General features: G+C 41.0%; 21 protein-coding genes. 9 read left to right on the plus strand and 12 right to left on the minus strand.

Features of this window, described 5'->3' with window-relative positions:
• Window positions 1-231: 231 nt before the first annotated feature.
• Window positions 232-2184 carry an acetate--CoA ligase gene (acs, locus tag ACWXWT_RS02560; RefSeq protein ID WP_456040054.1) on the minus strand — a complete coding sequence of 651 codons (1953 nt, stop codon included), beginning with the start codon at window positions 2182-2184 and terminating at the stop codon, window positions 232-234.
• Between the two features lie 255 nt (window positions 2185-2439).
• Here acs and ACWXWT_RS02565 point away from each other — a divergent pair, with 255 nt between their 5' ends.
• Both ACWXWT_RS02565 and ACWXWT_RS02570 read left to right on the plus strand, forming a co-directional pair.
• Entirely contained in the window at window positions 2440-5859 is a 3420-nt protein-coding gene (locus tag ACWXWT_RS02565; protein WP_456040055.1) for a hybrid sensor histidine kinase/response regulator, read from the plus strand.
• 32 nt (window positions 5860-5891) lie between these two features.
• Window positions 5892-6491, plus strand: a complete 600-nt coding sequence (locus ACWXWT_RS02570; protein ID WP_456040104.1) for a glutathione S-transferase family protein — start codon at window positions 5892-5894, stop codon at window positions 6489-6491.
• 4 nt (window positions 6492-6495) lie between these two features.
• On the opposite strand, the gene ACWXWT_RS02575 is transcribed toward ACWXWT_RS02570, so the two are convergent.
• The 3 genes from ACWXWT_RS02575 to ACWXWT_RS02585 form a co-directional block, all read right to left on the minus strand.
• Window positions 6496-7629, minus strand: a complete 1134-nt coding sequence (locus tag ACWXWT_RS02575; RefSeq protein WP_456040056.1) for a DUF917 domain-containing protein — start codon at window positions 7627-7629, stop codon at window positions 6496-6498.
• Between the two features lie 61 nt (window positions 7630-7690).
• Complete coding sequence (locus ACWXWT_RS02580) at window positions 7691-9007, minus strand: cytosine permease (protein ID WP_456040057.1); 1317 nt, start codon at window positions 9005-9007, stop codon at window positions 7691-7693.
• A gap of 78 nt (window positions 9008-9085) precedes the next feature.
• On the minus strand, window positions 9086-11245 hold the full coding sequence (locus tag ACWXWT_RS02585) for a TonB-dependent receptor (protein WP_456040058.1): 2160 nt from the start codon (window positions 11243-11245) through the stop codon (window positions 9086-9088).
• 221 nt (window positions 11246-11466) lie between these two features.
• On the opposite strand from ACWXWT_RS02585, the gene ACWXWT_RS02590 reads away from it, so the two are divergent.
• Window positions 11467-12006: an Lrp/AsnC family transcriptional regulator gene (locus tag ACWXWT_RS02590; RefSeq protein WP_238104200.1), complete on the plus strand. Its 540-nt coding sequence runs from the start codon at window positions 11467-11469 to the stop codon at window positions 12004-12006.
• 189 nt (window positions 12007-12195) lie between these two features.
• Here the strand turns inward: ACWXWT_RS02590 and ACWXWT_RS02595 are convergent, their stop codons facing one another.
• Window positions 12196-12681: a LysE/ArgO family amino acid transporter gene (locus tag ACWXWT_RS02595; protein ID WP_456040059.1), complete on the minus strand. Its 486-nt coding sequence runs from the start codon at window positions 12679-12681 to the stop codon at window positions 12196-12198.
• Between the two features lie 17 nt (window positions 12682-12698).
• On the opposite strand from ACWXWT_RS02595, the gene ACWXWT_RS02600 reads away from it, so the two are divergent.
• Complete coding sequence (locus ACWXWT_RS02600) at window positions 12699-12911, plus strand: hypothetical protein (protein ID WP_456040060.1); 213 nt, start codon at window positions 12699-12701, stop codon at window positions 12909-12911.
• Here the strand turns inward: ACWXWT_RS02600 and bioA are convergent.
• A complete protein-coding gene (gene bioA / locus ACWXWT_RS02605; RefSeq protein ID WP_456040061.1) occupies window positions 12898-14232 on the minus strand; it encodes an adenosylmethionine--8-amino-7-oxononanoate transaminase in 1335 nt (444 codons plus the stop codon). The genes ACWXWT_RS02600 and bioA overlap by 14 nt on opposite strands.
• A gap of 113 nt (window positions 14233-14345) precedes the next feature.
• Between bioA and bioB the strand changes: the two genes are divergently transcribed.
• Genes bioB through bioD form a run of 4 tightly spaced genes read left to right on the plus strand, consistent with a single transcriptional unit; the run spans window position 14346 to window position 18096 of the window.
• Complete coding sequence (bioB, locus tag ACWXWT_RS02610) at window positions 14346-15398, plus strand: biotin synthase BioB (protein WP_456040062.1); 1053 nt, start codon at window positions 14346-14348, stop codon at window positions 15396-15398.
• A 30-nt stretch (window positions 15399-15428) separates the two neighbouring features.
• Window positions 15429-16598, plus strand: coding sequence for an aminotransferase class I/II-fold pyridoxal phosphate-dependent enzyme (locus tag ACWXWT_RS02615; RefSeq protein WP_456040063.1), 1170 nt, complete (start codon window positions 15429-15431; stop codon window positions 16596-16598).
• Between the two features lie 21 nt (window positions 16599-16619).
• The gene (locus ACWXWT_RS02620) at window positions 16620-17384 is read left to right on the plus strand and encodes a methyltransferase domain-containing protein (protein ID WP_456040064.1); all 765 of its coding nucleotides are present in this window, start codon (window positions 16620-16622) and stop codon (window positions 17382-17384) included.
• A gap of 7 nt (window positions 17385-17391) precedes the next feature.
• Window positions 17392-18096, plus strand: coding sequence for a dethiobiotin synthase (gene bioD, locus ACWXWT_RS02625; protein WP_456040105.1), 705 nt, complete (start codon window positions 17392-17394; stop codon window positions 18094-18096).
• A gap of 120 nt (window positions 18097-18216) precedes the next feature.
• Here the strand turns inward: bioD and ACWXWT_RS02630 are convergent, their stop codons facing one another.
• The 3 genes from ACWXWT_RS02630 to ACWXWT_RS02640 form a co-directional block, all read right to left on the minus strand.
• Window positions 18217-19242, minus strand: a complete 1026-nt coding sequence (locus ACWXWT_RS02630) for a GGDEF domain-containing protein (RefSeq protein WP_456040065.1) — start codon at window positions 19240-19242, stop codon at window positions 18217-18219.
• Window positions 19243-19391: 149 nt separating this feature from the next.
• Complete coding sequence (locus tag ACWXWT_RS02635; protein WP_456040066.1) at window positions 19392-20303, minus strand: hypothetical protein; 912 nt, start codon at window positions 20301-20303, stop codon at window positions 19392-19394.
• Between the two features lie 446 nt (window positions 20304-20749).
• On the minus strand, window positions 20750-21184 hold the full coding sequence (locus ACWXWT_RS02640) for a DUF413 domain-containing protein (RefSeq protein WP_456040067.1): 435 nt from the start codon (window positions 21182-21184) through the stop codon (window positions 20750-20752).
• 108 nt (window positions 21185-21292) lie between these two features.
• Here ACWXWT_RS02640 and hdfR point away from each other — a divergent pair, with 108 nt between their 5' ends.
• Complete coding sequence (gene hdfR / locus ACWXWT_RS02645; protein WP_456040068.1) at window positions 21293-22147, plus strand: HTH-type transcriptional regulator HdfR; 855 nt, start codon at window positions 21293-21295, stop codon at window positions 22145-22147.
• Between the two features lie 68 nt (window positions 22148-22215).
• On the opposite strand, the gene ACWXWT_RS02650 is transcribed toward hdfR, so the two are convergent.
• From ACWXWT_RS02650 to ACWXWT_RS02660, 3 genes are all read right to left on the minus strand, one after another.
• Window positions 22216-22596 carry a diacylglycerol kinase gene (locus ACWXWT_RS02650; RefSeq protein WP_456040069.1) on the minus strand — a complete coding sequence of 127 codons (381 nt, stop codon included), beginning with the start codon at window positions 22594-22596 and terminating at the stop codon, window positions 22216-22218.
• 370 nt (window positions 22597-22966) lie between these two features.
• Window positions 22967-24133 carry a DUF1624 domain-containing protein gene (locus tag ACWXWT_RS02655; RefSeq protein WP_456040070.1) on the minus strand — a complete coding sequence of 389 codons (1167 nt, stop codon included), beginning with the start codon at window positions 24131-24133 and terminating at the stop codon, window positions 22967-22969.
• Window positions 24123-26291, minus strand: coding sequence for a TonB-dependent siderophore receptor (locus ACWXWT_RS02660; protein WP_456040071.1), 2169 nt, complete (start codon window positions 26289-26291; stop codon window positions 24123-24125). Before ACWXWT_RS02660 ends, ACWXWT_RS02655 begins: the two co-directional genes overlap by 11 nt.
• Between the last annotated feature and the right edge of the window lie 17 nt (window positions 26292-26308).

Consider the following 26308-nt stretch of genomic DNA (forward strand, 5'->3'; position numbering starts at 1 on the left):
ATGCTGGAGGTAGAGTAACGCAGGAGCTTGTTACCGAGGATCACTATTCGCTTCAATCATCTGCCTTGCCTACAGCACTTTGAACTCCCGCTGAAAGATCACATATTTAATAGGATTGGTATAACCTCCATTTTGTCCGAGATCAATAAAAAAAGCCCCTCACGAAGAGGGGGCTAAAAGAGAAATTGGTCAGGATTTCTCGTGGGTGGAACTTAGTAATAGTGTGTCGCGTTATTCAGTTTTATTTAAACGACTTTCTATCAAGGTATCAATAACAGCAGGATCTGCCAATGTTGATGAATCGCCTAAATTAGTGACTTCATTCGCAGCAATCTTACGCAAAAAACGGCGCATAATTTTGCCTGAACGCGTTTTAGGTAATCCGCTCGCCCATTGAATAAGATCTGGAGTGGCTAATGCACCAATTTCTTTACGTACCCATTGACGAAGCTCTTGACGGAGTTCTTCTGTTGGCTCAATATCTCGCGTGAGGGTGACATAAGCATAAATACCTTGGCCTTTAATGTCATGGGGGTATCCCACTACAGCGGCTTCAGCGACTAACTCATGTGACACTAATGCGCTTTCAACTTCAGCAGTACCTAAACGATGGCCAGAGACATTAATAACGTCATCGACACGACCTGTAATCCAATAATAGCCATCTTCGTCTCGACGAGCACCATCGCCTGTAAAGTACATTCCGCGGAATGTTTTAAAGTAGGTGAGGGCGAATCTGTCATGGTCACCATAAACAGTACGCATTTGCCCAGGCCATGAATCTAGAATAACCAAGTTCCCTTCTGTGGCACCGTCAACGATGTTACCCATATTGTCGACTAGAGCAGGTTGAACACCAAAAAAAGGACGTGTTGCTGAACCTGGTTTAGTGTCTGTGGCGCCGGGCAATGGACTAATTAGAATGCCGCCAGTTTCGGTTTGCCACCATGTGTCTACAATGGGGCAATTTTCATGACCAATCACTTCGTGATACCAACGCCAAGCCTCTGGGTTAATGGGTTCACCCACAGATCCCATAATCCGTAGAGAATCACCTTTATAGTTACTGAATTGTTCTTTACCTTCAGCCATTAGTGCCCGGATTAGCGTAGGAGCAGTGTAGAGAATATTGACATTATGGCGGTCAATCATCTCACCTAGTCTCGCTGGAGTCGGGTGATTGGGGACGCCTTCGTGAATTAAGACTGTGGCGGCATTGGCGAAAGGACCATAAACCATATATGAATGACCAGTGATCCAACCCACATCGGCAGTACACCAATAAACTTCGTCAGCTTTATAATCAAACACATATTCGTGTGTCATTGAGGCATATACCATATAACCGCCAGTGGTATGCAGCACACCTTTAGGGTTACCAGTAGAGCCTGATGTATAGAGTAAAAATAGCGGGTCTTCGGCATTCATTTCGGCAGGAATACAATGCTCTGAAGCGACGTCCATTAGTGAATGCCACCAAACATCTCTATCATTAGCCCAATCTATGTCACCTCCAGTGCGCTTTAGTACGATGACTTTTTCAACACACGTTACATCAGGGTTTGCGATGGCTTCATCAACGCTTCGTTTTAAAGGGATCTTACGACCACCTCGAACACCTTCGTCGGCAGTAATGATGACTTTTGATTTTCCATCAATGACTCTTGCGGCAATTGAGTCTGGTGAAAAACCACCAAAAACAACAGAATGAACCGCACCAATACGTGCGCAAGCTAGCATAGCTACTGCTGCTTCTGGCACCATAGGCATATAAATTGTAACGATATCGCCTTTATTTACCCCTTGACTACGCAGGGCATTGGCAAACTTACACACATCGGCGTGTAATTCTGTATATGTGATTTTACGTTGTTCATTGGCGTCATCACCTTCCCAAATAATAGCCAGCTTATCGCCATGTTCTTCTAAATGGCGGTCTAAGCAATTTGCCGAGGCATTCAATGTGCCATCATAAAACCAATTAATCGATAAGTTATGATCATCAAAAGAAGTCTTTTTAATTTTGGTATACGGTTTAATCCAATCGATACGTTTGCCGTGTTCTCTCCAAAAACCTTCTGGATTAACGATGGACTCCTGGTACATTTTCTTATATTGATCATTATTAACCAGTGCGTTGTCTGCAATGTCACTAGGAACTTTGTAAAGAGACTGCGAGCTCATAGGGGCTTCCCTTTCTAAAAATGGCGTTGTTAAAGTATCATCTGCAACCGACTACTAACACTATTAGACCTTGGTCTAGTTTTAAAATATCCTTAATATTTAGACTGTTGCACGTGTTAGAATGATTAAGGCTGGTGATAAATTGCTGCGTAATTACAGCTGTTTATCTAATGTAGGTTGTTTTGCGTTCAACGTGATACTTTGTAATGAAAATAAAATAGGCTGTTAATAACAGTAAATGATAGCGGACGTCTGATGAATTTAACTCTTATTGTGGCTGTAATTGCGGTGTGTTATGTGTCATTGCTGTTTATTTTGGCATGGGGGGCGGAGCGCTGGTTTAGTAAGATAAGCCAAAAAATTCAAGTGTGGATTTATGGTCTTAGTCTTGCCGTATATTGCTCATCATGGAGTTTTTTAGGCACGGTTGGTCAATCTGCTATCGATTTATGGTCTTTTTTGCCTATTTTTGTCGGGCCCATTTTAGTGTTTACTCTTGGTTTTGGCATGCTACGCAAAATGGTCGTGGTGTCTAAAGCACAAAACATTACCTCAGTGGCTGATTTTATTGCTGCTCGTTATGGTAAATCACAATTACTGGCCGCAATTGTTACCCTTATCGCCCTATTTGGCATTATGCCTTACATTGCTTTACAGCTTAAAGCGATGGTGTTCAGTCTGAATCTGTTTCAGCCGGATAATACTCCACTTAGTCCTGTGGCGGTACCATTGTTAATTACTATGTTATTAGCGGTATTCGCTATTTTATTTGGTACCCGAAAGTTAGATGCGACAGAGCATAATCCAGGCATGATGGTAGCGATTGCATTTGAATCGTTAGTCAAACTTGCAGCCTTTATTATTGTGGGTGTTGTCATCAGTTTTGGTTTTTTTGATGGTTTTGGCGATATCTGGCAACAAGCGTCTGCAAAAGGGTTAATTGAAAACAGTCATTTACGCCTTGAATCATTTTTACCTGAACTCTTTGTCGGTATGGCGGCATTTTTGTGTATGCCAAGGCAGTTCCATGTGATGGTTGTTGAATGTGGTGGCGAGCATATTTTAAAAAAATCTCGCTGGATTTTTCCTATTTATTTAGCGTTATTTGGCATGTTTGTTGCGCCATTAGCGTTAGCGGGCAAAGTATTATTGGGTGATTCTGTTGCCGCTGATACCTATGTCATTAATTTACCTCTCGCTTTGGATCAGCCCCTATTAGCGGTTATTGCTTTGCTTGGTACCTTGTCGGCAGCTACTGGCATGGTGATTGTTGCAGTGGTCACAATTAGTGTGATGGTAAGTAATGAGTGGTTAGTGCCATTTTTACTGCGTACTGGACAGATCAGGGAAAAAAACTTTAGTCAGTTTTCACAGTTATTACTCAATGTGCGCCGCTTGGCTATTGTGGTCATTCTAGGTTTTGGTTATTTAAGCTATTTAACCTTTGTTGACAGTGATTCATTGTCACATTTAGGCATGTTGTCGTTTGGAGCATTTTCTCAATTAGCCCCGGCATTGGTCGGTGGCTTGTATTGGAAACACGGCAATCGTGCTGGTGTGTATTTGGGCTTAGCAGTTGGTTTTAGTTTGTGGTGCTTTATATTGCTACAAGGTACTGATGCAAGATTAATTGGCGGTGAATTTGATTTACTTAAATCAATTACACCTAATGTCAGTGATACATTAATGGCATTATTGGCCAATGTTATGTGTTACGTACTTGGGTCGATTTGGTTTCGCGCTGGGGTAGCAGAGCGAATTCAAGCCAGTAATTTTGTTAAACCATGGTCTTCAAAACAAGATGCGAATAAACGGCAAGGCCCGATTTCACAGCAAGACTTACTTATTCTTGCTAGTCGTTTTGTGAGTCCTACGCGTGCTTATGAAAGCTTCAGTCGTTTTTCTCCCGAGGCGGTAAAAAGTGACAGTTGGTATAAAGCTGCACCAGAGGAGTTAATTGCGCATACTGAACATATGCTATCAGGTGTACTTGGTGCATCGAGTGCCTCACTGGTAATGGATTCTGTTTTGCAAGGGCGCGATTTGGCATTAGATGAAGTCTTTAGTTTGGTTGATGAAGCGTCATCAAAGATCATTTTAAGTCAAGATATGCTGCGCGGCGCCATTGAGCATGCCTATGAAGGAATGAGCGTGGTTGATAAAGACCTCAATCTTGTTGCTTGGAATTATCGTTATGCCGATTTATATCAATATCCTGAAGGCTTTTTGCAACAAGGCATGCCAATTGCTGATGTGGTTCGTTTTAATGCTTTACGCGGCTTTTGTGGTAAAGGCGATATAGAGAACCAAGTGGCTGTGAGGGTGCAACATATGCGAAATGGTACGCCGCATACCTCGGAGCGTGAACGTAAAGACGGCAAAGTGATTAAGATTCAGGGAAACCCCATGCCAGATGGTGGTTTTGTGATGACATTTACCGATATTACCCAATATCGTTTACAGGAAAAGGCATTACTTGAAGCTAATGAAACGTTAGAAAGTCGAGTACAAGAACGCACCTATGAATTGGCAATGTTAAATAGCGAATTACTCGAAGCCAAAGCTCAAGAAGAACTGGCAAATGCGTCTAAAACACGTTTTTTGGCGGCGGTGGGACATGACTTAATGCAACCGTTAAATGCCGCCAGACTATTTACGGCTTCATTGTCGCAATACCCTAACTTAGATCTTGAGGCTCGCACCACGTTAACTCACGTTAATAGTTCACTAAAAACAGCTGGTGAACTATTGACCGATTTATTAGATATATCAAAATTGGATTCTGGCCTAGTCGATGTCAATCGTCGTGATTTTGCTGTTTCTGAAGTCATTAACGGCTTATCGGTTGAGTTTGATGCTATGGCGAGTGACAATCAAATTTCATTTTCGATGGTGCCATGCTCGGCCACTGTCAATTCAGACCCGTCATTATTGCGCAGAATATTACAGAACTTTTTAACAAATGCTTATCGTTATGCTCGGGGCGGTAAAGTGTTATTTGGCTGTCGTCATCGTGGTAATTTTATTGAAATTCAAGTGCTTGATACTGGTTGCGGTATTGACGAATATGATACACAAGAAATATTTAAAGAGTTTAAACGTTTAAATCATCCGAGTAGCCGCAATGTCAGTGGTTTAGGCTTAGGTCTAGCGATTGCCGACAGGATTAGTAAAGTACTCGACCACCCGATAGAAGTGCATTCAGCTTTAGGTGTTGGCTCTGTGTTTTCAATAATGGTACCGTTAGGTCAGACGGTGAGCCAAGTGCAAACTAAACCATTACCCTCATTATTGCAGCCATTAGCAGGCATTAACGTGTTGTGTATCGATAATGAAGAAGCCATTTTGGCAGGGCTTGATTCATTATTGAGTCGTTGGCAGTGTGATGTAATTTGTGCCACGGACTTAGCCGATGCACGAATTAAATTAGGCCTTAAAGGGGTCGCCCCAGATATTATTTTGGCCGACTATCATTTGGATGACGACGAAAATGGCGTTGATGCCATGGATGATATTCGTGCCCGTTATGGTGATCATTTACCAGGGATTTTGATTACGGCAAATACGAATAAAGATCTCGTGGATGATATTGAGCGTCGCGGTTATCACTATATGGCGAAAATGATTAAGCCTGCTGCATTACGCGCGTTAATTTCTAGTTTAGTTAAAAAATAATTGAGTTATTTCAGAGTTAAGGACAACACATGATTACCGTTTATGGCGACAGCAAGTCGGGAAATTGTTACAAAGTGCAGTTGGTGTTGAATATACTTGGGATTGCACATCAGTGGCAAGAAATGAGTATTCTAGACGGTGATACACAAACAACGACTTTTTTAGCTAAAAGTCCGTCAGGTAAAATCCCGTTACTTGAACTTGATGATGGCAGAGTGTTATCGGAATCGAATGCGATAATGGGATACCTAGCGGCAAATTCAAACCTCATCCCAAGCGATGATTTTACCAAAGCAAAGATGTATCAATGGATGTTTTTTGAACAATACAGCCATGAGCCATATATTGCGGTTGCACGCTTTATTCAGTTTTACTTGGGGTTACCTGAAGGACGCTTAGCCGAATATCAAGCGTTACACGTTAAAGGCTATAAGGCGCTCAGCGTCATGGAATTTGCACTGTCAAAGCAGCCGTTTTTGTGTGGCGATCAATTTACCTTAGCCGATATTGCGCTTTATGCTTATACCCATGTGGCGCATGAAGGTGGTTTTGATTTAGTTGATTACCCACAGATAAGAGCTTGGTTAACCCGCATTACACAAATACCAGGCTTTGTTGCAATGCGGGTTTAATGCTTTAGGCGCTTTGTTTGCCAAGTTTGGCAAAATATTTTGCTACAGCAGGCTCGTAGGGGGTTGATAATCCAACATAAGCAGGGCCAAATGCTTGCAAGCCTCGCTGGGTAACAAACTCTTTTGGCGCCGGTAAAATCACAATAGCAACATTTAATCCAACGTGGTGATTCGGAGTCGTGATTGCTTCTTGGTTGTCCATATCAATACAGCAAATCAAGTCTGGGATTGTGACATCTACCTCTCCATTGCGGCGTGCTAATAGATGTTCATTTTTGATTTCTAATTGATATTGCTCTTGCTGGTATTCACCACTTCCATCAATGGTCACAGTACCAATGGTAAAGCCTTTTTCAATGCTAAAATGTGATTGTGAAACCTGACCTCTAAATGCAACATAACCCTCGCCGTGACTTGCTATGGCCTCGGCAATGTCTTCGCCTTGCTCTTTTGCCTGACGGTAAGCTTTACCAATGGCCAGAGACTTAGAAATCGTGCCTTTAATCACCGCATCTTTTACTTGCTCGATTGGCATCGCGTGATCGATAGCGGCAATATCATTACGACTGATCACAGATAAAGCACGTACAACCGTTTCGGCGCGTAAATCATCAATTACATTCTCACAAATAAAACATTCACCAAACTCATTTGCGGCTACAATCGGTGCAGCTGGGATGTCGTTAAAGTAATATGTTGAGTGGGTGATTTCAGGCACGGCACGGCCTGCAACATCGGCATCAATAATATAGCCATCGGCCATTGCGGCAACATAAAAAGAAACCGCCGTATTTGAGCCGCCTAATTCACAACAAATGGTGCCGTAAAACTTCTCCCCAGTGTATTGTTCCAGGCGTTTAAATGCGGTCATCATTGATGACAGCTCACTTTTAGGTAATCTTGCGTAAACCGCTTCTTCGGTTTCAGATAGCGCCGACAATGCGCCAAGCATATAAGGTGTGCAGATTTTTCTCCCCGCAGGGACTTCTTCTACATCAACCAGGGTAAAGGTTTTACCTGCGGCGAGTGCAGCATCGATATAAGCAATACCATCATCCATTTCGCCACCGCCACCGGTGCCCAAAATAACACATCCATGTAAAATATCGGTTAGTTCTAAACGCGTTAATGACTTCATATGACTCTCTGGTATGTACTGTTAAATCATAGATTTAACTTATTGTGTATTAATATTGAGTTTATAAACTTTGTGTTGAGTTTTGTGGTTTATTGTTTGCCATGAGTTTTTTGATGGCAAAATAAAGTGGGGCAGTAATGAGCATGGCGTCACACACTTCAATACCTGTGAGTGTTAGCCAGCCTTTATTCACCATCATGGCAAAAATAATTCCGCCAACCCAAGCCACTAATGCTTGAAAATTAAACGCTGTAGTTTGATTTAAATGCTCAATTTGGTAGATTTTTTGCTGCTGAATAAAGAAGAAGTCAACAATGTAAATTGCGGCAACAGGGCTAAAAAGAATCGACAAACTAAAAATGAACCCAGTAAAGTTATCGAGTAAGTTCAATGATGCTACAGCGGCACCTAATACTCCGCCGGCAATGATGATTTTCCATTCTGACCAATGCGGTGTAATGGCATTAAAACCTAATGCAGCGCTATAAAGGTTGACCACGTTGGTTACGACACTTGATGCGATTAATAACACAAAGGCAAACATCCCTAAGCCGAGGGTCAACATCACCACAAGAATGTCAGCATTCACTACCGCTAAACCGGCGATTGCTGCCGCGATATAGACAAAATTGCTGATAAACATAAAAGGTAAAAAAGAGGCGATGACCGTGTCTTTTGGCTTAGCGGCAAAACGGCTAAAATCTGGCATTAATACCACACTAACAATAAAACTGCCGACAACGGCTGACACCGCTTCACCAAAGGTAAAATCTATCCCTGTTATACCACCGGTAGTGGGCGTGTCATTCACCACATACCCGAAGCTTTGATAAAGCATGTAGGCCACCAGTAAAAACAAAATGGGCACAAAAAGGCTTGAGACTCGCTCAATAAATTTAAAGCCCCATAAGGTGGTTAAGGTGATCACTATGCTGGCAGCAATATCGAATGTCCAAATAGGTGGATCATAATCAAAAAGCTGCATTGAAAACTGAGCCGCCACCGCGCTAAACAAATTAATGTTAACGCCGTACCAACCAAGTAATGACAATACAAATGCTAAACTCACAATATTGGCACCTTGCAAACCAAAGACAAATTTCATCGTCATGCACGAGCTTAAGCGGTTTTTCATACCCACATAGCCAGTAATCGTGCCTAATACCGACAAAATAAACCCGCCGATTAAAAATGCATATATGCTTTGCTCTAACCCTAAGGCTGAGCCGATCTCTAAACCTGTAATGAGTCCAGGTACAGCAAAAGCTAAGCCACCATTGACCATGCCGATACGCCAACCGTTATGGGTTTTATTTTGAGGCACTGGTGTGGTTGCGTAGTCTTCTAGCAAGTCATCGATAGTGTGAGTTTCAGCCATGTTTATTCCTAGTAAAGGCGTCGTTGCTGGTGTTTGATTGCGCCAATAACGGCGCCATCAAACACCAAGTTAGATTGCTTAGAAGTTGTAAATCGCTTCTACACCAAAGCTACGAGGCTTGTTGGGTTGGCGTGCAAGATCGGTCACTCCGTCAGCCACAATAAACAAATCTTCTATGCTTCGTTCATCAGTTAGATTGTCAACATAAGCTTGAATTGTCCATTGCTCAGATTTAACCCCAATACCTAGATTTAATGTGGTTGAAGACGATGAGCAAATGTCCGCAATGTCGATTGAAAATGATTGCGGTCCAATAACTTGCACGTCAGCACGTGACAATAACGCCCATTCGCCATTGAGTTGATACTGGTGATTCATCGACAATGCATAGTTGTAATCGGCGACATAAAATTGCGTATAGCCAACCAGTTCTGGCTGACGGTCAAACGCTTTGATTTCAGAATCGACAATGCCGGCACTGAAACGCAGCTCTAAGTCATCGGTTAACGTAAGGTCTGCTTCAAGTTCAATACCTTTAGTCTCAACTTTGTCGATTGACAGGTTTTCTAACGTATAGGTATCAACATTAAATTGAGTGATTTGTGCATTGGATTGATCTATCCAAAAAAGTGCGCCATTTAGGGTTAAGCGGTTATCAAATAAGCTCGATTTAAACCCTGTTTCATAACTGTCAGACACTTCTTGGTCGAATGATCGGCTAATGCCTTCTGCGGGTTCATTAAAGCCGCCGCTTCTAAATCCTTTTGAATAGCCGGCATAAAACAATAAGTCGTCGGATGCTTGATAAGCAAGTGTCGCTTTAGGCTGCCATTGGCTAAATGTTTTTTTAGCAAAGGTGTCTTCAAGGGCACCTGGATCATAGGATTCTCGGGTGTCTTCGTCGTAGCGTAATGCGGTGGTTAATTCGAGTTTGTCAGTAATATCGTAGTTAGTTTGTCCAGACAGTGCCCACGCTTTACTGCTGTTTTTATCCGCAATGGTGAAAAACAGGCTGTCGTCATTAAAATCTGAGCGAGATTGCGCAGTATCACCTGCAAAGTCATCAAAGAAATTAATGGTGTTGTCGCGTTGTTTATCTTGATAAAAAGCAGAAACTGCCCATCTTAATGCTTGATCGCCACGAGAGGTAAAGCGTGACTCTATAGTGAATGATTCAATGTCATAAAGCCCTTCGGTAGCAAACGGGGCTCTAAAAAAGTCGTCTTCATCAATAAATGTTGCGTCAGCTGAATAATCACCATCATAGAAATGTTCGTTTTCAGAATCGCTATACGCAGTGATGAAATCAAATGTACCTAAGTCGTACTCTTGGGTTAATTTAGCACTTAACTCGTAAACATCACGTTGGTCATTGTTATATATGTTTTGTGACGTGGGTAAGTCATAGTCTTCTTTGCTGTCTTCTGACACGTTCTGATAATAGGCAAAACCTGCATCAGAGGTGGTATAACGTCCTTTGAGGTTTAAGCTTGTTTCTTCAAATAAATCAAATTGAAGCTGTGCAAACGTTGAGTCTTCTGATAGATAGTCAGCTTCATCATTTAAAAAAACGTTATCAATTAATCCATCGCTATTTTTGGTATAGCCGCCAACCCGGAAAAACGCGCTATCTTGTTTATTTAACGAGCCCGATACCACACCACTGAGATTAAAGGTGTTGCCATTACCATAAGAGCCTTTGACTGAGCCTTCAATATCTTCGGTTGGTTTTTTTGTGGTGACAATCACTGCACCACCAATCGCCCCTTTACCGTATAGCGCACCTTGAGCTCCCCGCATCACTTCAATACGTTCTATGTCGACCAAATCTTGGTTGATAAATTCTAAATCTGGGGCGGTAACGCCATCGACGACAAAGGCGAGTGGTGCATCACCCACTTGGGGGGTAATTAATCCTCGGATCGTAATGCGAGCAAGTCCTGGGCGAAAGTTATCTAGTTGGCTCAGGTTAGGTGTCATATCCGCTACATCACGAAAGTTTGTTATGCGCTGGGTTTCAATCATGTCTGCACTAAAAGCGGTAACAGAATCGGGCACGTTTTGTAAGGTTTCGACACGGCCACGGGCGGTAATAGAGATCCTTTCTACGCCATTAGTATCAATTGCTTCTGCTTGGCTTTGGTTTTCCTCTGCTAATAATGGGGAACTTATCGCCATCGAAATCGCTGCAGCAACAATTGATTTTTTTGTAAATAGCGTCTGGGTATATGGGGTCATGGCGTTCCCTTTAGAAGTTATATTAGTCGTATGTAACCGTAATCAAATTGTTAAATAAATCACTTGTAGCCATTTTGCGGCTTTGCTTGCAAAATAATATTTTGTAGTTAGGGTTAAATTCGAAAAGTTTGTAGCGCTTTTGCAGTAAAAAATCTTGTTTTTGCAAATTAATTGACAATGATTCAGTATAGAAAGCTGCATAAGAACGGTGGGTTGAGCCAATGAAGAAGAAATTGAAGATTGACAGTTACAATAAAAAAATATTATCCACATTGCACTTAGAGGGCTCGGTCACCAATATTGAATTAGCTGAAAAAGTGAACTTATCGCCTAGTGCCTGCTTCCAACGGGTCAAAGCATTAAAAGAAGCGGGGTACTTTCGTAATTTACATGCTGATATTAATTTAGACCAATTGTGTGAGCATGTACTGGCTTATATTGAATTTACCCTAGAAGATAACAGTGCCCCTGCTCGGCGCCGTTTTGTTAATCGGATTAATGACATTCCTGAGATAATGGACTGCATGCAGTTAAGTGGTGATGTTGATTATATTTCGCTAAGTTGTTTTCCTAATATTAAGGCCTTAAATGAAATTTGTTCTGATTTAAGCGATCAACCGGATTTAAGAATCAAACGTATTAACACACGAATTGTTCTCGAACGTACAAAATGGTTTTTAGGTTATCCATTAGCCAAATTAAAATGGTTAGACGATGACGATTTTTCAGGAGAGATGGTGTCAGAGCGAGTCGGGATGTGATTATTATACCTATTTGAAGCGGCTAAATAAGCTCAACATAGTGCGCTTATTTAGCCGTGAGCGACTCTTTATCGAGGCTAATGCGGCAGGGTGGCGCCATTATTAAGTAAGGTGTTAAATACTGAATAAGCAATGAATAGCATAATAGCGCCGACTAAAGCATCGACCACACGTTGTATTTGGGGTTACCTAACCAGGGCGCCAATTTGGCGGCACCAAAAGCAAGGCGGTAAAAACATAACACTGATGCAAATCCAATACTGTGCCTATGGCAAATGCCCATCGTTCATTGCCCTCAAACATGCCACCCACACTGCCTAACATCATCACGGTATCAAGGTAAACGTGAGGATTAAGTAAGGTTACCGCTAATGTGGTGCCAATAATGTGTTTACGGCTATTGGCTGCGGCCTCATGGGGTGTCGTTTGATAGTGATTTTTCCATACTTTAGTAAAAGATATAGCGGCATAAACAATCAGAAAACTGATGCCACCCCAAGCAATAATTAACATTAACCATTCGCTACTGGCGATCAGCTTACCGCCGCCAAAAATCCCTAAACCAATCAGAATAACATCACAAAGCATGCAAATGGTTGCTGCTAGAAAGTGATGATTACGTTTAATCCCTTGGCTGAGTAAATAGGAGTTCTGTGCTCCAATGGGAATGATCATCAGAAGCCTTCATTAATATGGCTAAACACGGCGCTGTTTATTGTTTAGCGCCACAGTTACAAGTGAGCAATGAGCTAGCCAGTGTAGAGTTAGTACAGATTCTGCCAGACAAAGTTATTGAAGAGACACTGTGTCGGCACCATTGGATTCTACTTAAGGGAGTTTATAAAGAAGTCTCTGATGCCATCATATCCCATGCTCAGCAAGTATTGGCTGTTAACCATGGCTAATAAATTGCTGTTTGTTGCCACTATCTTCAATGCTGCCTGCAACGCTAATCATTGCTGAGGTGAGTTGTGTTAGTTGCGCAGCGTTAATCGTGTATGGCGGCATAATATAAATGTATTTATTAAACGGCCTTACCCAAACCCCAAGCTCGACAAATGCTTGTTGTAATTGTGCAGTATTGACATTGTTGACCATTTCTATCACCCCAACAGCGCCCAATACACGTACATCTTGAACTTGCGTTAAATCAATGGCGCTTGCGAGTTCTTGTTTAAGTTGAACTTCAATGGCGCTTACTTGTTGTTGCCAGTCTCCTTGAAGCAATAAATCTAAGCTGGCTGTTGCTGCTGCACAGGCCAAAGGGTTACCCATAAACGTTGGGCCGTGCATAAACACGCCAGCAGATGAGTCACTAATACCATTGGCGACTTCATCACTGCACAGGGTTGCGGCTAAACTGATGTAACCGCCAGTTAGTGCCTTACCTACACATAAAATATCCGCTTCAATATTAGCGTGCTCATAAGCAAAGCATTTCCCGGTGCGGCCAAAGCCGGTGGCTATTTCATCTAAAATAAGCAGTACTTGGTATTCATCGCACAAGGATCGCAGTTTAGTTAAATAGGCTGGCGAATAAAAATGCATTGCGCCAGCACCTTGCATGATGGGTTCAATGATCACCGCAGCAATATTTTGGTGATGTTGGCTAAATGCATTTTCTAAAGCAGCTATATCGGTCTGATTTAGCGGTTCATTAAACTTCGATGTGGGGGCGGGGATAAACACTTGTTTAGTGACATTATTGCCAAACATGGTGTGCATGCCGCCGTCTGGGTCACACACGCTCATGGCGGCAAAGGTGTCGCCGTGATAACCACTTTTTACCGTCATAATCCGCTGTTTCTGTGGCTTATTGCGCCCTTGCCAATACTGCAGCGCCATTTTTAATGCAACTTCAACCGCAATTGAGCCTGAATCAGCAAGAAATACCTTCGTTAAGTTGTCGCTGGTCATTTTCACTAAACGTTTTGATGTTTCAATGGCCGGCTGGTGGGTGATACCGCCAAACATTACATGACTCAGCTGTGATAATTGCTGTTGCATAGCCGTTAAAATGGTCGGATGACTATAACCATGCACACAAGACCACCACGAACTGGTGCCATCAATAAGTACTTTTCCATTGTCTAACGTCAGCTCGCAACCTTGAGCAGAAACGACCCCATATACAGGTAGAGGCTGGGTCATAGAGGTATATGGATGCCAAATATGTTGTGCATCAAAAGCGTGATCTATAGTGGTATTTGTGTCGAGAAGTGTCATAATCGGTATGCTCTTTTTTTAATCAGTAGTAAAGCTGTGACTGCTTGCTGCGTTGACAGTTTACGGGCTCAGGGTATCCTAGCCAACAGAAAATCAAAATAAAGGAATGTTCCATGCCGTTAGCTCAAGTTCGTCACGATTGGCAAAAAGCAGAAATCGAAGCATTGTTTGCGCTGCCGATGAATGATTTATTGTTTAAAGCCCACAGTATTCATCGTGAAACGTTTGATCCCAACGAAGTGCAGATTAGCCGTCTTTTATCAATAAAAACAGGTGCATGCCCTGAAGACTGTAAGTATTGTCCACAAAGTGCTCGCTACGATACAGGCCTTGAAAAAGAGCGTTTGCTTGAGATTGAAAAAGTATTAACTGAGGCAAAAAGCGCTAAAGCTGCTGGAGCATCTCGTTTTTGTATGGGGGCCGCTTGGCGTAATCCCCGTGACAGAGACATGCCGTATTTAACTCAAATGGTTAAAGATGTTCGCGCTTTAGGCATGGAAACCTGCATGACATTAGGAATGTTGTCGTCTGACCAAGCTGAAAAATTAGCTGATGCAGGTTTAGATTATTACAACCATAACCTTGATACTTCGCCTGAATATTATGGTGACGTGATCACTACTCGTACCTATCAAAGTCGTTTAGATACCTTAACCAACGTACGCGCATCAGGCATGAAAGTTTGTTCTGGCGGTATTGTAGGAATGGGAGAAAAAGCCACCGACCGTGCAGGCTTATTACAACAATTAGCCAATTTAGAACAACACCCAGATTCTGTACCCATCAACATGTTAGTTAAAGTGGCTGGTACGCCGTTTGAGAATATTGATGATCTTGATCCGCTTGAATTTGTGCGCACCATTGCAGTTGCCCGCATTATTATGCCTAAATCTCGTGTGCGTTTATCTGCTGGCCGTGAAAATATGAGTGATGAACTGCAATCGATGTGTTTCTTTGCTGGTGCTAACTCCATTTTCTATGGTTGTAAGCTATTAACTACACCAAATCCTGAAGAAAATGATGACATGAGTTTGTTCCGCCGTTTAGGGTTACACCCAGAGCAAGGTCCACAAGCCAACATTGAAAGCGATAGCGCATTATTAGCTAAAGCCAGCGCTAAACAAGACAAGTCGACTAAGCAGTTTTATGACGCCGCGGCATTATAAATTAGCATGACGATATATGGCCGACCTACCATGGGTAAACACCCTTTAACATTACGGATAAGTAAAAAGCTTGCCGATTTGCAAGAAACGGGTCTTTTACGTCAGCGACATGTGTCGGCGACCGTGAAACAGCCCGGGGTGATTGATTTTAGCCATAATGATTATTTGGGTTTAGCCAATGAATCGGCGCTTGCACAAGCACTTTATGACGGTGCAGTGCGGTTTGGCGTTGGGAGTCGGGCGTCGCCATTAGTGAGTGGTTATACTCAAGCACATGTGGCGTTAGAACAAGGATTATGTGAGATTACTGGGCATCAGGCTTGTATGCTGTTCAGTTCGGGTTTTAGTGCTAATAGCGCGTTAATGAAGTCCTTGTTTTTCGCCGATGATATGGTTATTGCAGATAAACTGGTGCATGCCTCAGTTATTGATGGTTTACAAGCTTGTGGCAGTAAAATTAACCGATTTTTGCATAATGATATCAATAGCGCAGCCCGCATTATCGAACGCTATCCCAATACCGCGGTTATTACTGAAAGCGTATTTAGTATGGATGGTGACATTGCCCCCATAGATGAGCTATCAGCATTATGTCAACAACATGGTTGTTGGTTAATTGTTGATGATGCTCACGGCTTTGGAGTATTACCTCAGTCGTTTGTTAATAGCAATAAAGTCGACATTCAAGTGGTCACTTTTGGTAAAGCATTAGGGTGTCAAGGTGCTGCTATTCTGGCATCTCAAGAGGTGATTGATTATTTGGTTGCAACTGGCCGTGAGTATATTTACTCGACCGCGTTGTCACCGGCCAATGCTCATCTTGCATTAGCGGCAATTCATTGGCAAAAAACTCATCCAGAGTTATTGGAACAATTAACCGCTAACATTACGCTATTTAGGCAACTAGCAGAGGTTAATAAACTTGATATAACATCTTCAATTACTGCAATTCAACCGATTATGATTGGTGATAACCATCGGGTCGTTGCGATTGCGGAGCAGTTAAAGCAACAAGGATTCCTAGTGGGTGCAATTCGTTCGCCTACGGTGCCAAAAGGTCAGGCTCGTTTGCGTATTACCTTAAATGCGCAACATAAAGCTGATCATATTTATGCATTGGTGAGTAATATGGCTCAGCTTATACATGATGGTTTTGGCTCAAAGCGAACCTCATCCGCACCACAAACCGTGGCTAAGTAATTTGTATCGATGAGAACCCTCATGACGTTTGATAATCCGCTTGCAGATAAGTTTTCAACAGCCGCGTCTCATTATAAGCAACATGATGTTTTGCAACGTATTAGTGCTCAACACTTGCGGCAAGGTGCTCATTTACATGGCACGTTACTGGATGTTGGTGCGGGACCTGGTACTTGTTTTAACGCTTTTAGTCAGGTTAAGCGAGTTGTGGCGGTTGATATTGCTCATGGCATGCTTATGCAGTTATCAAAACAATACTCTGCTTATTTACCCATTTGTAGCGATGCTCAGGCACTAGGATTACAACGTGATTCTATTGACAGTATTTATTCCAATTTAGCCTTACAATGGTGCCCAAGGTTACCTCAAGCATTTGCTGAGTTTCATCGAGTATTAAGGCCTGGTGGCGAATGTTGTCTCAGCATCGTTGCTGACGGCAGTCTGGCTGAATTACACTCCCTTGGATTTAGAGTGAACCGATTTAATTCAGTATCAGCAATCGAAGCAGCTTTTATTGCATCTCAAGAGGCGGCCAATGATTGGCATTGCATTGACATTCATGTCGAGAGTATAAGCGTGTATTTTGATGATTTGCGCAGCTTGTTGTACTCAATCAAAGGTGTCGGGGCATCCTCTTCTCAACCAGATGAGCGTAATACAACTCAATGTCACCCACTGACTAAACAGCAATGGCAGCAACGCATCGTGCTAGCTGAGACAATGCGTACCGAAAAAGGCATACCATTAACTTATCAAATTGCGTATATCCGCGCCAAACGAGGTTGAAACCATGTTGTACTTTGTGACGGGAACCGATACCGACAGCGGGAAAACATTAATTTCTGCGGCGTTGCTGTCAAAAGCTCAAGGTAATAAGTGTGGCTTTAAACCTATAGCCTCAGGGTGTGAGTTGACCAATGATGGTTTACGTAATAGTGATGCCATGATGCTAATGACGCAATCGAATATGAATTTGCCATATCAAGTTGTTAATCCTATTTGTTTTGAGCCCGCTATTGCACCACATATTGCCGCCAAACAAATAAATCAAACATTAACAGCACAAAGTGTGCTTGATGCTGTGTACCATCCAGCCATGCTAAAAGCTGATTTTGCCTTAATCGAAGGTGCTGGAGGTTGGCGTTTACCATTAGGTAATAGTGAATATTTGTCTGATACCGTTAAATTATTGCAAAGCAAGCTGCTGCAAACACAAACGCCACAAGTGATGACGAATGTTGAAGTTATTTTAGTCGTAGGAATGAAGTTAGGCTGTTTAAACCATGCGTTATTAACTCAAGAGGCTGTGCAGGCCGATGGTTTAACCATAACGGGATGGGTGGCGAATCAGGTTGATCCTAATATGGCGTATATCGATGAAAACCTCGAAAGTCTTCAACAAATGATGAAGACTCCATTTTTAGGGTACGTGCCTTACTTAAGTGAACCAACAGCGAAAGAGGCTGCTCATTATCTTAAGTTACCAGAACCTCATTAACGTTTTCATCAAAATCAAGACCATCAAAAATGACCGTTTTATCAATTAAATGAGTAATGTAAACGTTAATAATAAATAAGCTGTAAGTGAAAAAATTCGTGATAATTAATGGCATTGATATTAGTTTGCTATTGGCATCACACGGTTACGACCTAAACGTTTTGCTTCATAAAGTAACTTATCAGTGGCTTCAATAAACTCAGATACGTTTTGTTTTGGCTTCCATTCTGCCACGCCAAACGAGGCGGTAATTGAGTCGATAACTTTGTCACTGCGTCTGTCTTTAACACTTAGTTTTTCCAGCGCTCGACGAATCCCTTCTGCTAGTTGCCTAGCTACTCTAAACTGGCTGCTTGGTACAATAATAGCGAACTCTTCACCACCAAAACGATACAGTTTAATTCCGTCGCGACAAGCTTCTTGGATCCGTTTTGCTACCGTTTTTAAAACTAAATCACCAAGTTGATGACCGAAGTTATCATTGAATACTTTAAAATGGTCAATATCAATTATGATTAAACACGTTCCCGTTGGAGATAAACTGATTTGTGCTTCAATGTCATGGTTAAATGCACGGCGATTTAATACATTGGTTAATGCATCAAATAGCATGTCTTTTTCTGATTCAGCTAAACGTGTTTTGAGTGTATCAATTTCAGATTGCGCTTTTTGGAGTTGTTCAGTAAAACTCTCCGTACTAGAACGAATACTCGAGGATTCTTTAACGATACTTCTTACAACACCGATCACTTGTTCTAGTGAAAAACCTTGGTTTTCAAGTTCATTTAATTTTTTAAAATCTTTCTCTATTTGAGACTGAAAGCTTTCGGCGTCTAAATTAGTGTCTTTAAGTGATTGAGATAATTCACACACCATTGCATCGAGGTTTTTGCGCATTTCACGAACATCAAGCTCAACTGGATCTGCGACATGTTTTCTATAGAGCAATTCACTGGTTACTGGTGAGTAGGTTTGATTTTGCTTAACAGCAGTATCCAATTCTTGGTTAAGTAATGGATTTTGTTCACCCACATAGGCATACCAAAGCGCATAATTTGTTGGTGTAGTGGGGATTCTATATTTAAGCATTAAAGGAACTGCTTTTTTCAAATTAGCTGCAGCGCTTTGCAGTAGAGTGTTCGACATTAAGTGCCTCATGAACAGGGCTAAAAAGACGTTGAAAATTATCAATTGAATTAAATATAGCAATAATCATAGGGCTTATACCTATCATTATTGTTATACCAATCACAAAAAAGCATCCTAAGATGCTTTTTGAATGATATAAGTTAATATTAAAAAACGTAAGAAACGGCGAACATTGGGCCTGTGAAACTGTAATTTATACTGTGATCAAAGGTCTTTAATTCGTTGTTACTCATTATACGTTGTTTTTCTATTGTAATATCAACATCATAATAATTATATGCAAGTTTAAGTGACCAGTTATCACAAATTTCAGCTTCAACGCCTAAACGCACATCGATTAATGAACCGTCAACATCGTCGTACTTTATGGCAAAATATTGTGCATGAGCGGCAAATGTCCAACCCGGTAAAAATTCATAATTACCATAAATACCCAGATTGGGGAGTGGGGCGGTAAAGCTATCATCAACAACTTCAGGTGTTGCTGTGACATTGTTACACAAGCTGGTTAAGCTAGAATCGGGCACGCATGTACCAATTGTCCCTTTGAATACCGTTTCGACAAACATAGTGTGTAAGCCAACAGAAAGACCCAAAGTATAATTGGTTCCTTGCCAAATATCATAACCGTAGCCAACACGTAAAATGTCAATGTTAAGCTCGGTATTGAGTTTTGCTCCCACCTCAATTAAGTAATCTTTGCCATCGATGTCTTCAAGAATAAAGTCTTGACTTATAGCGTTATTATCGGCTTTTCGATCCAGTGACTTCCAATCGATAAAGAGGTTGTGTCGTTGATTGAATGAATAAGTAAATTCAAAATAAGGGAGATATTGTTCTTCCGCGAGTAGAAATTCATCTTCAAAATCTATTGGAAAAGTGCCCCCAGACTTAGGGCTTCTGACTACCATGTTTGAATCGGAATTAGCATAAAACACACCAATATCAATGGCGTATTTGTCTGTTTCTGTCGATTGATAATCTCTATGGGACTGAGCTGCGATGGCAGTTTGCGTGCCTAATATTATCATGACAAAACAAAAAAAAGGTTTAATCATTGAAACTCCGCATTTAGTATTTTTTATATATCACAAGATATGCGTCTTCATATGATGCAGTTGCCGTATTTAGACTTGATTTATTTCGCGACGATAACCAAAAGGGGCTATCAAAAAGTGTCGTTAAAAACATCAAATCAGCATAAATAGACAAACGGTTCAGCACACATATTAGCACTTTGTTATTGAATGTGAAATATTTGTATCCAATAATTGCGTTAAATCAAGTTTTCGTTAGTAGTTTGAACTTAAAGGCTCATAAGTCACCTTTTATGTCTCAAAATGCTATAAAACCGAGGGGTGACAGGGGCGGGAGGTGATAATGGTATTCGCATTTTTGCTTGAAAAATAAAAAGTAGAGCGGTTTAAACACTCTACTTTTAGTAAACTTGTACTGAAATTGTTAAATGATGTAAGCAATTACTTTAATTAGTTAAAAGTAAAACCTATTCAGCTTCATCTGTATCAGTGTCAGAGGCATCTTCTTCAACATCGTCAAATTCAATTTCAATTTTAGCGCTTGTTGGAGTATGAATCGTACCTACAACGGCATAAAAAGGCTTCCCCTTTGCTAAGCGACAATACTTAGCCCACAGTAATTCCATCGGGGCTGATGGCGGCAAATTACCTTGAATAACTTGCACAAATTGGTCTTCATCGACGTTACATGGCAATTGGGAACCGTCGGCTAAATTTTTCATTGCTTGACCATGTAGTTCAAGCATATCAGCTTCCTTACTGGTAAAATCACCGCAACGCTTAAATCCTTTTGGGAAATTAGCGTCATCATAGAAGCGTTTAGTTGAACGGAAACTGCTACTGGTTCCATTTGAGTTTACTTCAAGACCTTGTTTCGCATTGATAAATGATTGCTGAGACATGGCTAATACCTTCTAGATTATGAGATATAAATATTGCAACTGGAGTATTGGCTAGTATTATGATTTTTTAAATCAAAATATTTTGTCCTTAATGGTAAATAAATTTTTATGGATACAGATTTATTAAAAACCTTCTTAGAAGTGTCTCGTACACGTCACTTTGGCAAAGCGGCGGAAAACCTTTATTTAACACGTAGTGCTGTTAGTTTTAGGATAAAGCAACTCGAAGGTATTCTTGGTGTGGAATTATTCGAACGTCTTCGCAATAACATTCAGCCGACTCCCGCTGGAGAAAGAATGCTTGGTCATGCTGAAGCTGTTCTTAATGCGTGGGAAAGGGCAAAACAAGATATTATTTTGAATCAACAGCACAGCACTCAATTAACCATTGCGGCAGGTCATAATATTTGGGATGCTTTTTTACAACCATTATTGCAACCCTTGCACCTTGGTTTAGAGGGGGTGTCGTTAAGAACCGATGTGCTGTCAGGGTCACTTATGACACGCCAACTTATTGAGCGAACCTTAGATATTGCCATTACTTTTGACCCTCCTAAATTAGATGAGTTAGAATTGGTTAAGCTCGCACAAATTAAATTAGTGTTAGTGACAAAAGAAAAAGGCCTTAACTTAGTCCAGGCCTCAGATATTAACTATATTAAAGTCGATTGGGGAACAGCGTTTAATATCACCCATGCACAAGACTTTACGACATTGCCTCAGCCTATATTACATACAAGTTCTGCCCGTATGGCATTGGATTTTGTTCTCAATAATGGTGGTTGTGCATTTTTACCTGAAGTGTTGATACAACCTTATTTAGATGATCAAACCTTGTACGGTATTGAGAATACCAATAGCGTTACACGTAATGTTTATGGTGCTTATTGGGCGGAAAATGAAAGGTTTTCTTATATAAAGCAAGCTATTGATATTTTAGCTGCTGGGTTAAACATTAAATAAATGGACATGGGCATTTAGTTCCTTTAGATACATATTGAATCAAAAAACTGTCTGCCCTAATTATATTGTTACAAGGTATTGATTATGTTGGGCCATAACACGATAGCCCATGTTATGGCACACAATGCTAAACTGCAAAAAACAGCTGCTGAGGCTATATCCTTTGCTTGACCACTTAGGGGGTGGATTTCATCACCAACTCGGTCGACGACGGCTTCAATCGCTGAATTAAGTAATTCAACAATAAGCACAATCATTACTGTCATGATCAATAACACCCTTTCAGTTGCAGTGATATTGACTAACATGGCGGTAGGTAACATTAATAAGGCTAATATCGCTTCTTGTCTGAAAGCGGCTTCATGTTTCCATGCGGCTTTTAACCCCTTGATTGAAAATCCGGTAGCGCGAAACACGCGTTTAAGACCATGATTATTTGCTGGTTTCATTTTTTATTTCTTGTTGTTAATGTTCATCTGATTGTAACATTCAAACAGATTGGTTCCAGTAGTAATACCAATCTCATTAAATATCTGGTCAGTTCAGAGTCTCTCAGGTTTTTCAATTCAAGGCACATTGATGTAGAAATGGTTGTTGCCTTTTAAATCGATGTAACACAGAAGTGGAATACCTGAGAGACTCCATTCTGGCGGGTTTCAAAGTCCTTTATGCTTCGTTAGATACTTTCAAAATAGAATCACTATTCACTTCAATCATCTGCCTTGCCTACAGCACTTTGAACTCCCGCTGAAAGATCACATATTTAATAGGATTGGTGTAACACCGCCGAATGTATCTCGGCGGTGTTACATTATGCGATTAGAAATATTTAATCCATGCTTGTCGACTTTGTTTTTTATAGGCACTGAAAAGCTTAACTGGATAGTAGAGTGTCACCATTAGTACAATTGAAATAAGCCAAATCCAGCCCATATTATTGACTCCCAATAAGTCACCATGATTTGTTCCAAAAATGTATGTAGAAACACTGTAAAGCAGCAGTAAAACATATAAGTGTAAAATATAGAAAAACATCGGAACTGAACCAAAAGTGGATAATATTTTACCGATTTTGGTAGAGATTTTTTCAAATAAAACTAAACATATAAACATTCCCCCGAGTGTGATCAGCAGAAAGTTTAATGACGGTGGATACTTGGTTAAATTAACAATCGACATGAGTGATTCACCGATGCTGTGACCCACTTGCCAAGGTAATGTTTCACCATAAATATTAACCCCGCGAAGTAATGCAAAAAGTGCTAAACAAATTATTCCGAGGGCGATTAATGTTTTTTGACGTGTGCTTTCATGTGAGTGCCGACTAAAAATGGGTCCTGCAGTGTAACCGAGTAATATAACCCCCATCCAAGGTAGTGCAGGATAGCTAATTTTTATCTTAATAATGCCATCGGCTATTAAATACCCTCTGTCATGTAATATTGTCCATAGGCTATAGCCCCACTCATTAGGCATAAAATGAATTGGGGTGAGGGCATTATGACCAAAAACAATGATTAAACCGAGCAATGCCATCCAAGGCCTTGGGATATTGATAAAAACCGCAAGGGTTATCATACTCACACCAATAACCCAAATAACTTGCAACCAAAGAGTATGATAGTTGCCCATCCAAGAAATATTAATTACTAGTATTTCTAATGCAATTAAAAACACACCACGCTTAAGTAGAAATGTGCGTGCTGATCTTGGCTTATCTGGATCTCGGTTGGCATAAAGCCATGCGGAAACACCGGTTAAAAATACAAAAACGGGTGCACAGAAATGGGCGGCAAAACGGCTGATAAATAATGCCCAAGAGGTTGAACTTAGGTCCATTGGATCGCTAACTTGCATGTGCAAATAAAACCGCTCACGCACATGATCAAGCAACATAATTAACATGACTGCACCCCGCATCATATCAATGCTGTCTATCCGTTGAAGCTTTTGGCTAATGGGTGTTTTCAAACTGCTAGAACTCATAAGAGATACTCATTTTAATATTCCTTGGCTCACCTGGTGCCGCCCATAATGCAGAATAGCTTTGAGCTATATAGTGTTTATCGAGTAGATTATTTATGTTTACAGCAACATTAATTTGGTTGGTGAGTTGAGTGTTGAAAAACAGTCCAAAAAGTTGGTATGACGGTAGCTGAAAATCAGGGTTAACTGAGTCGCCTAATCGTGAATCTACATAATGCCAACTTACTCCAGTAGACCCCTCTAAAGACAAAGGGCTTAGTGATTGCGTTAACATTATACTGCCGGTATTTTTAGGCACATTGACCAAGGCGCTCCCCGCTGGTACCAGGACTCCCCAGTCAGCATTGATTGAGTCATTACTTGTGCGTGTGTTTAGGTAAGCATATGACAGTTTGGCTTGTAAGGTGTCTGAAATGTCTGCTGACAAGTCAATTTCAATGCCACTACTTTTTGCCTCTCCTAATGCGGCAGAAAAACCAATATTAACGGGATCTGATGTTAAGATATTATTTTTTTTTGCATCAAAAAAAGCAATGTTAGCGTCTATGGCTAAGTCATTATGCCAATAGCTATTAAACTTTAGACCCACTTCAATGGATTGGCTCTCTTCTGGTTCAAAAGGGGTTCCAGCATAGTCTGTTCCCGACATAGGTAAAAAACCTTCGGAATAAACACTGTAAACACTGAGGTTGTCAGAGTAAGCATATACTAAACCAATTTTAGGACTAGTACGATTGTCTGATTGCTTAGAGCTTGCTTGGCTAACAAGTTCTATTATGTTTTGTTTATAATAATCAAAGCGCAGCCCAAGTTGGAGTTTCCAGCGGTCGGTTAAATCAATTTGGTCTTGTATGTAACCGCCCCAAGCTCGTTGCTTCTCTTGGTTTTTATATAATAAATTAACCTCTGGAAATGCAACGCCATACACAGGTTGAAAAATATCAATGGCATAGCTTCCACTATTACCTCTGTATCGATAAAAAGCGGTGTTGAGGTGATAATCATAGGCGTCTGCACCCATTAGCAAGTGATGGCTTAGTGAGCCAGTATCAACTCTTCCACTAAGTTCTAACCTGACTGAATGATCTTGTGAGTCGTAATCTCGATACCGATGTTGGCGTGTTAGCGTTTGGTTATCATCAAATAATGATTGACGGCTCATGGCTAACTCGGCGTCAGAGGAATAACCTTGTAGTGATGACTCTCGATAGTTATAACCTGCCAGTAATGACCAGTCATCAGACAATTGGTAATCATAACTAAGTTGGTGGCCTAGTGCATCAATAGTATTAGCTCCGTCATTAGGTTCGCCTAAATAGCGCGATCTAGGTAGGGTGTTTATATTGTTGTCTATCACCACAACACCGCGGTCAAACAGTTTTTCTTGTTTAAGGTATTCAACTTCATACAATAGTGAAGATTTATCTGATATCTGCCAACGAATTGATGGTGTGACTGTTTTTTTACGGTCAAAGACGTTATCACGGAAGCTATCGTAATCTTGCCATGCACCATTAACTCTAACGGCAATATTGTCCATTATTCCTGTCGTGAAGTCGGCTTCTAATCGATATTGATTTTCACTAGCAGAGGATCCTTTAATGTAGCCACTGGTTTGATATTGTGGTTTTTTAGTAATGATGTTAACTGTGCCTCCAGGTTCCGAACGACCATAAAGTGCAGAACCGGGTCCTTTTAACACTTCAACGTAGGCAACGTTTGACAAATCACGATTACCACTGAAACCTCGTCCGCCATTGAACCCATTAATTAGATAACCAGAAGGAATGTTTTCATTACCGGGAAACCCTCTAATAGCAAAGCTATCCCATAAACCACCGCTATTGTTTTGTCTTGATACACTTGCCGAAAAATCTAATAAATCTTGAAATTTAGTTAATCCTGCATCAGTAATGAGTGATTGGCCGAGTACGGTAATAGATTGGGGTAAATCATGAGTTGCCACATCGCCACGATATGCTTGTCGATAGTGAATGTGGATCCGTTCTATGTCTGCAGGTTCTGTCGTTGCTATAGGCTCACGGTATGTTGTAGGTAATTGATCAACTGTTTCAATCTGCTCTGTTGCCATCAAGTGTGGAGACTGCAGTGCATTGATAATCAATGCACTAGATATTGAGATTAATAGCGCTTTCATTGTTACTCCAGTAAAAC

Source organism: Shewanella sp. A22, assembly GCF_053850585.1.

Coding starts and splice junctions, on each gene's coding strand:
- ACWXWT_RS02585 (WP_456040058.1), bottom strand. CDS start 11,245: ATGACCCCATATACCCAGACGCTATTTACAAAAAAATCAATTGTTGCT.
- ACWXWT_RS02620 (WP_456040064.1), top strand. CDS start 16,620: ATGACGTTTGATAATCCGCTTGCAGATAAGTTTTCAACAGCCGCGTCT.
- ACWXWT_RS02575 (WP_456040056.1), bottom strand. CDS start 7,629: ATGAAGTCATTAACGCGTTTAGAACTAACCGATATTTTACATGGATGT.
- ACWXWT_RS02655 (WP_456040070.1), bottom strand. CDS start 24,133: ATGAGTTCTAGCAGTTTGAAAACACCCATTAGCCAAAAGCTTCAACGG.
- bioB (WP_456040062.1), top strand. CDS start 14,346: ATGCCGTTAGCTCAAGTTCGTCACGATTGGCAAAAAGCAGAAATCGAA.
- ACWXWT_RS02590 (WP_238104200.1), top strand. CDS start 11,467: ATGAAGAAGAAATTGAAGATTGACAGTTACAATAAAAAAATATTATCC.
- ACWXWT_RS02650 (WP_456040069.1), bottom strand. CDS start 22,596: ATGAAACCAGCAAATAATCATGGTCTTAAACGCGTGTTTCGCGCTACC.
- hdfR (WP_456040068.1), top strand. CDS start 21,293: ATGGATACAGATTTATTAAAAACCTTCTTAGAAGTGTCTCGTACACGT.
- ACWXWT_RS02565 (WP_456040055.1), top strand. CDS start 2,440: ATGAATTTAACTCTTATTGTGGCTGTAATTGCGGTGTGTTATGTGTCA.
- ACWXWT_RS02660 (WP_456040071.1), bottom strand. CDS start 26,291: ATGAAAGCGCTATTAATCTCAATATCTAGTGCATTGATTATCAATGCA.
- ACWXWT_RS02635 (WP_456040066.1), bottom strand. CDS start 20,303: ATGATTAAACCTTTTTTTTGTTTTGTCATGATAATATTAGGCACGCAA.
- ACWXWT_RS02600 (WP_456040060.1), top strand. CDS start 12,699: ATGGCTAAACACGGCGCTGTTTATTGTTTAGCGCCACAGTTACAAGTG.
- ACWXWT_RS02615 (WP_456040063.1), top strand. CDS start 15,429: ATGGGTAAACACCCTTTAACATTACGGATAAGTAAAAAGCTTGCCGAT.
- ACWXWT_RS02630 (WP_456040065.1), bottom strand. CDS start 19,242: ATGTCGAACACTCTACTGCAAAGCGCTGCAGCTAATTTGAAAAAAGCA.
- ACWXWT_RS02640 (WP_456040067.1), bottom strand. CDS start 21,184: ATGTCTCAGCAATCATTTATCAATGCGAAACAAGGTCTTGAAGTAAAC.
- ACWXWT_RS02595 (WP_456040059.1), bottom strand. CDS start 12,681: ATGATCATTCCCATTGGAGCACAGAACTCCTATTTACTCAGCCAAGGG.
- bioA (WP_456040061.1), bottom strand. CDS start 14,232: ATGACACTTCTCGACACAAATACCACTATAGATCACGCTTTTGATGCA.
- ACWXWT_RS02580 (WP_456040057.1), bottom strand. CDS start 9,007: ATGGCTGAAACTCACACTATCGATGACTTGCTAGAAGACTACGCAACC.
- acs (WP_456040054.1), bottom strand. CDS start 2,184: ATGAGCTCGCAGTCTCTTTACAAAGTTCCTAGTGACATTGCAGACAAC.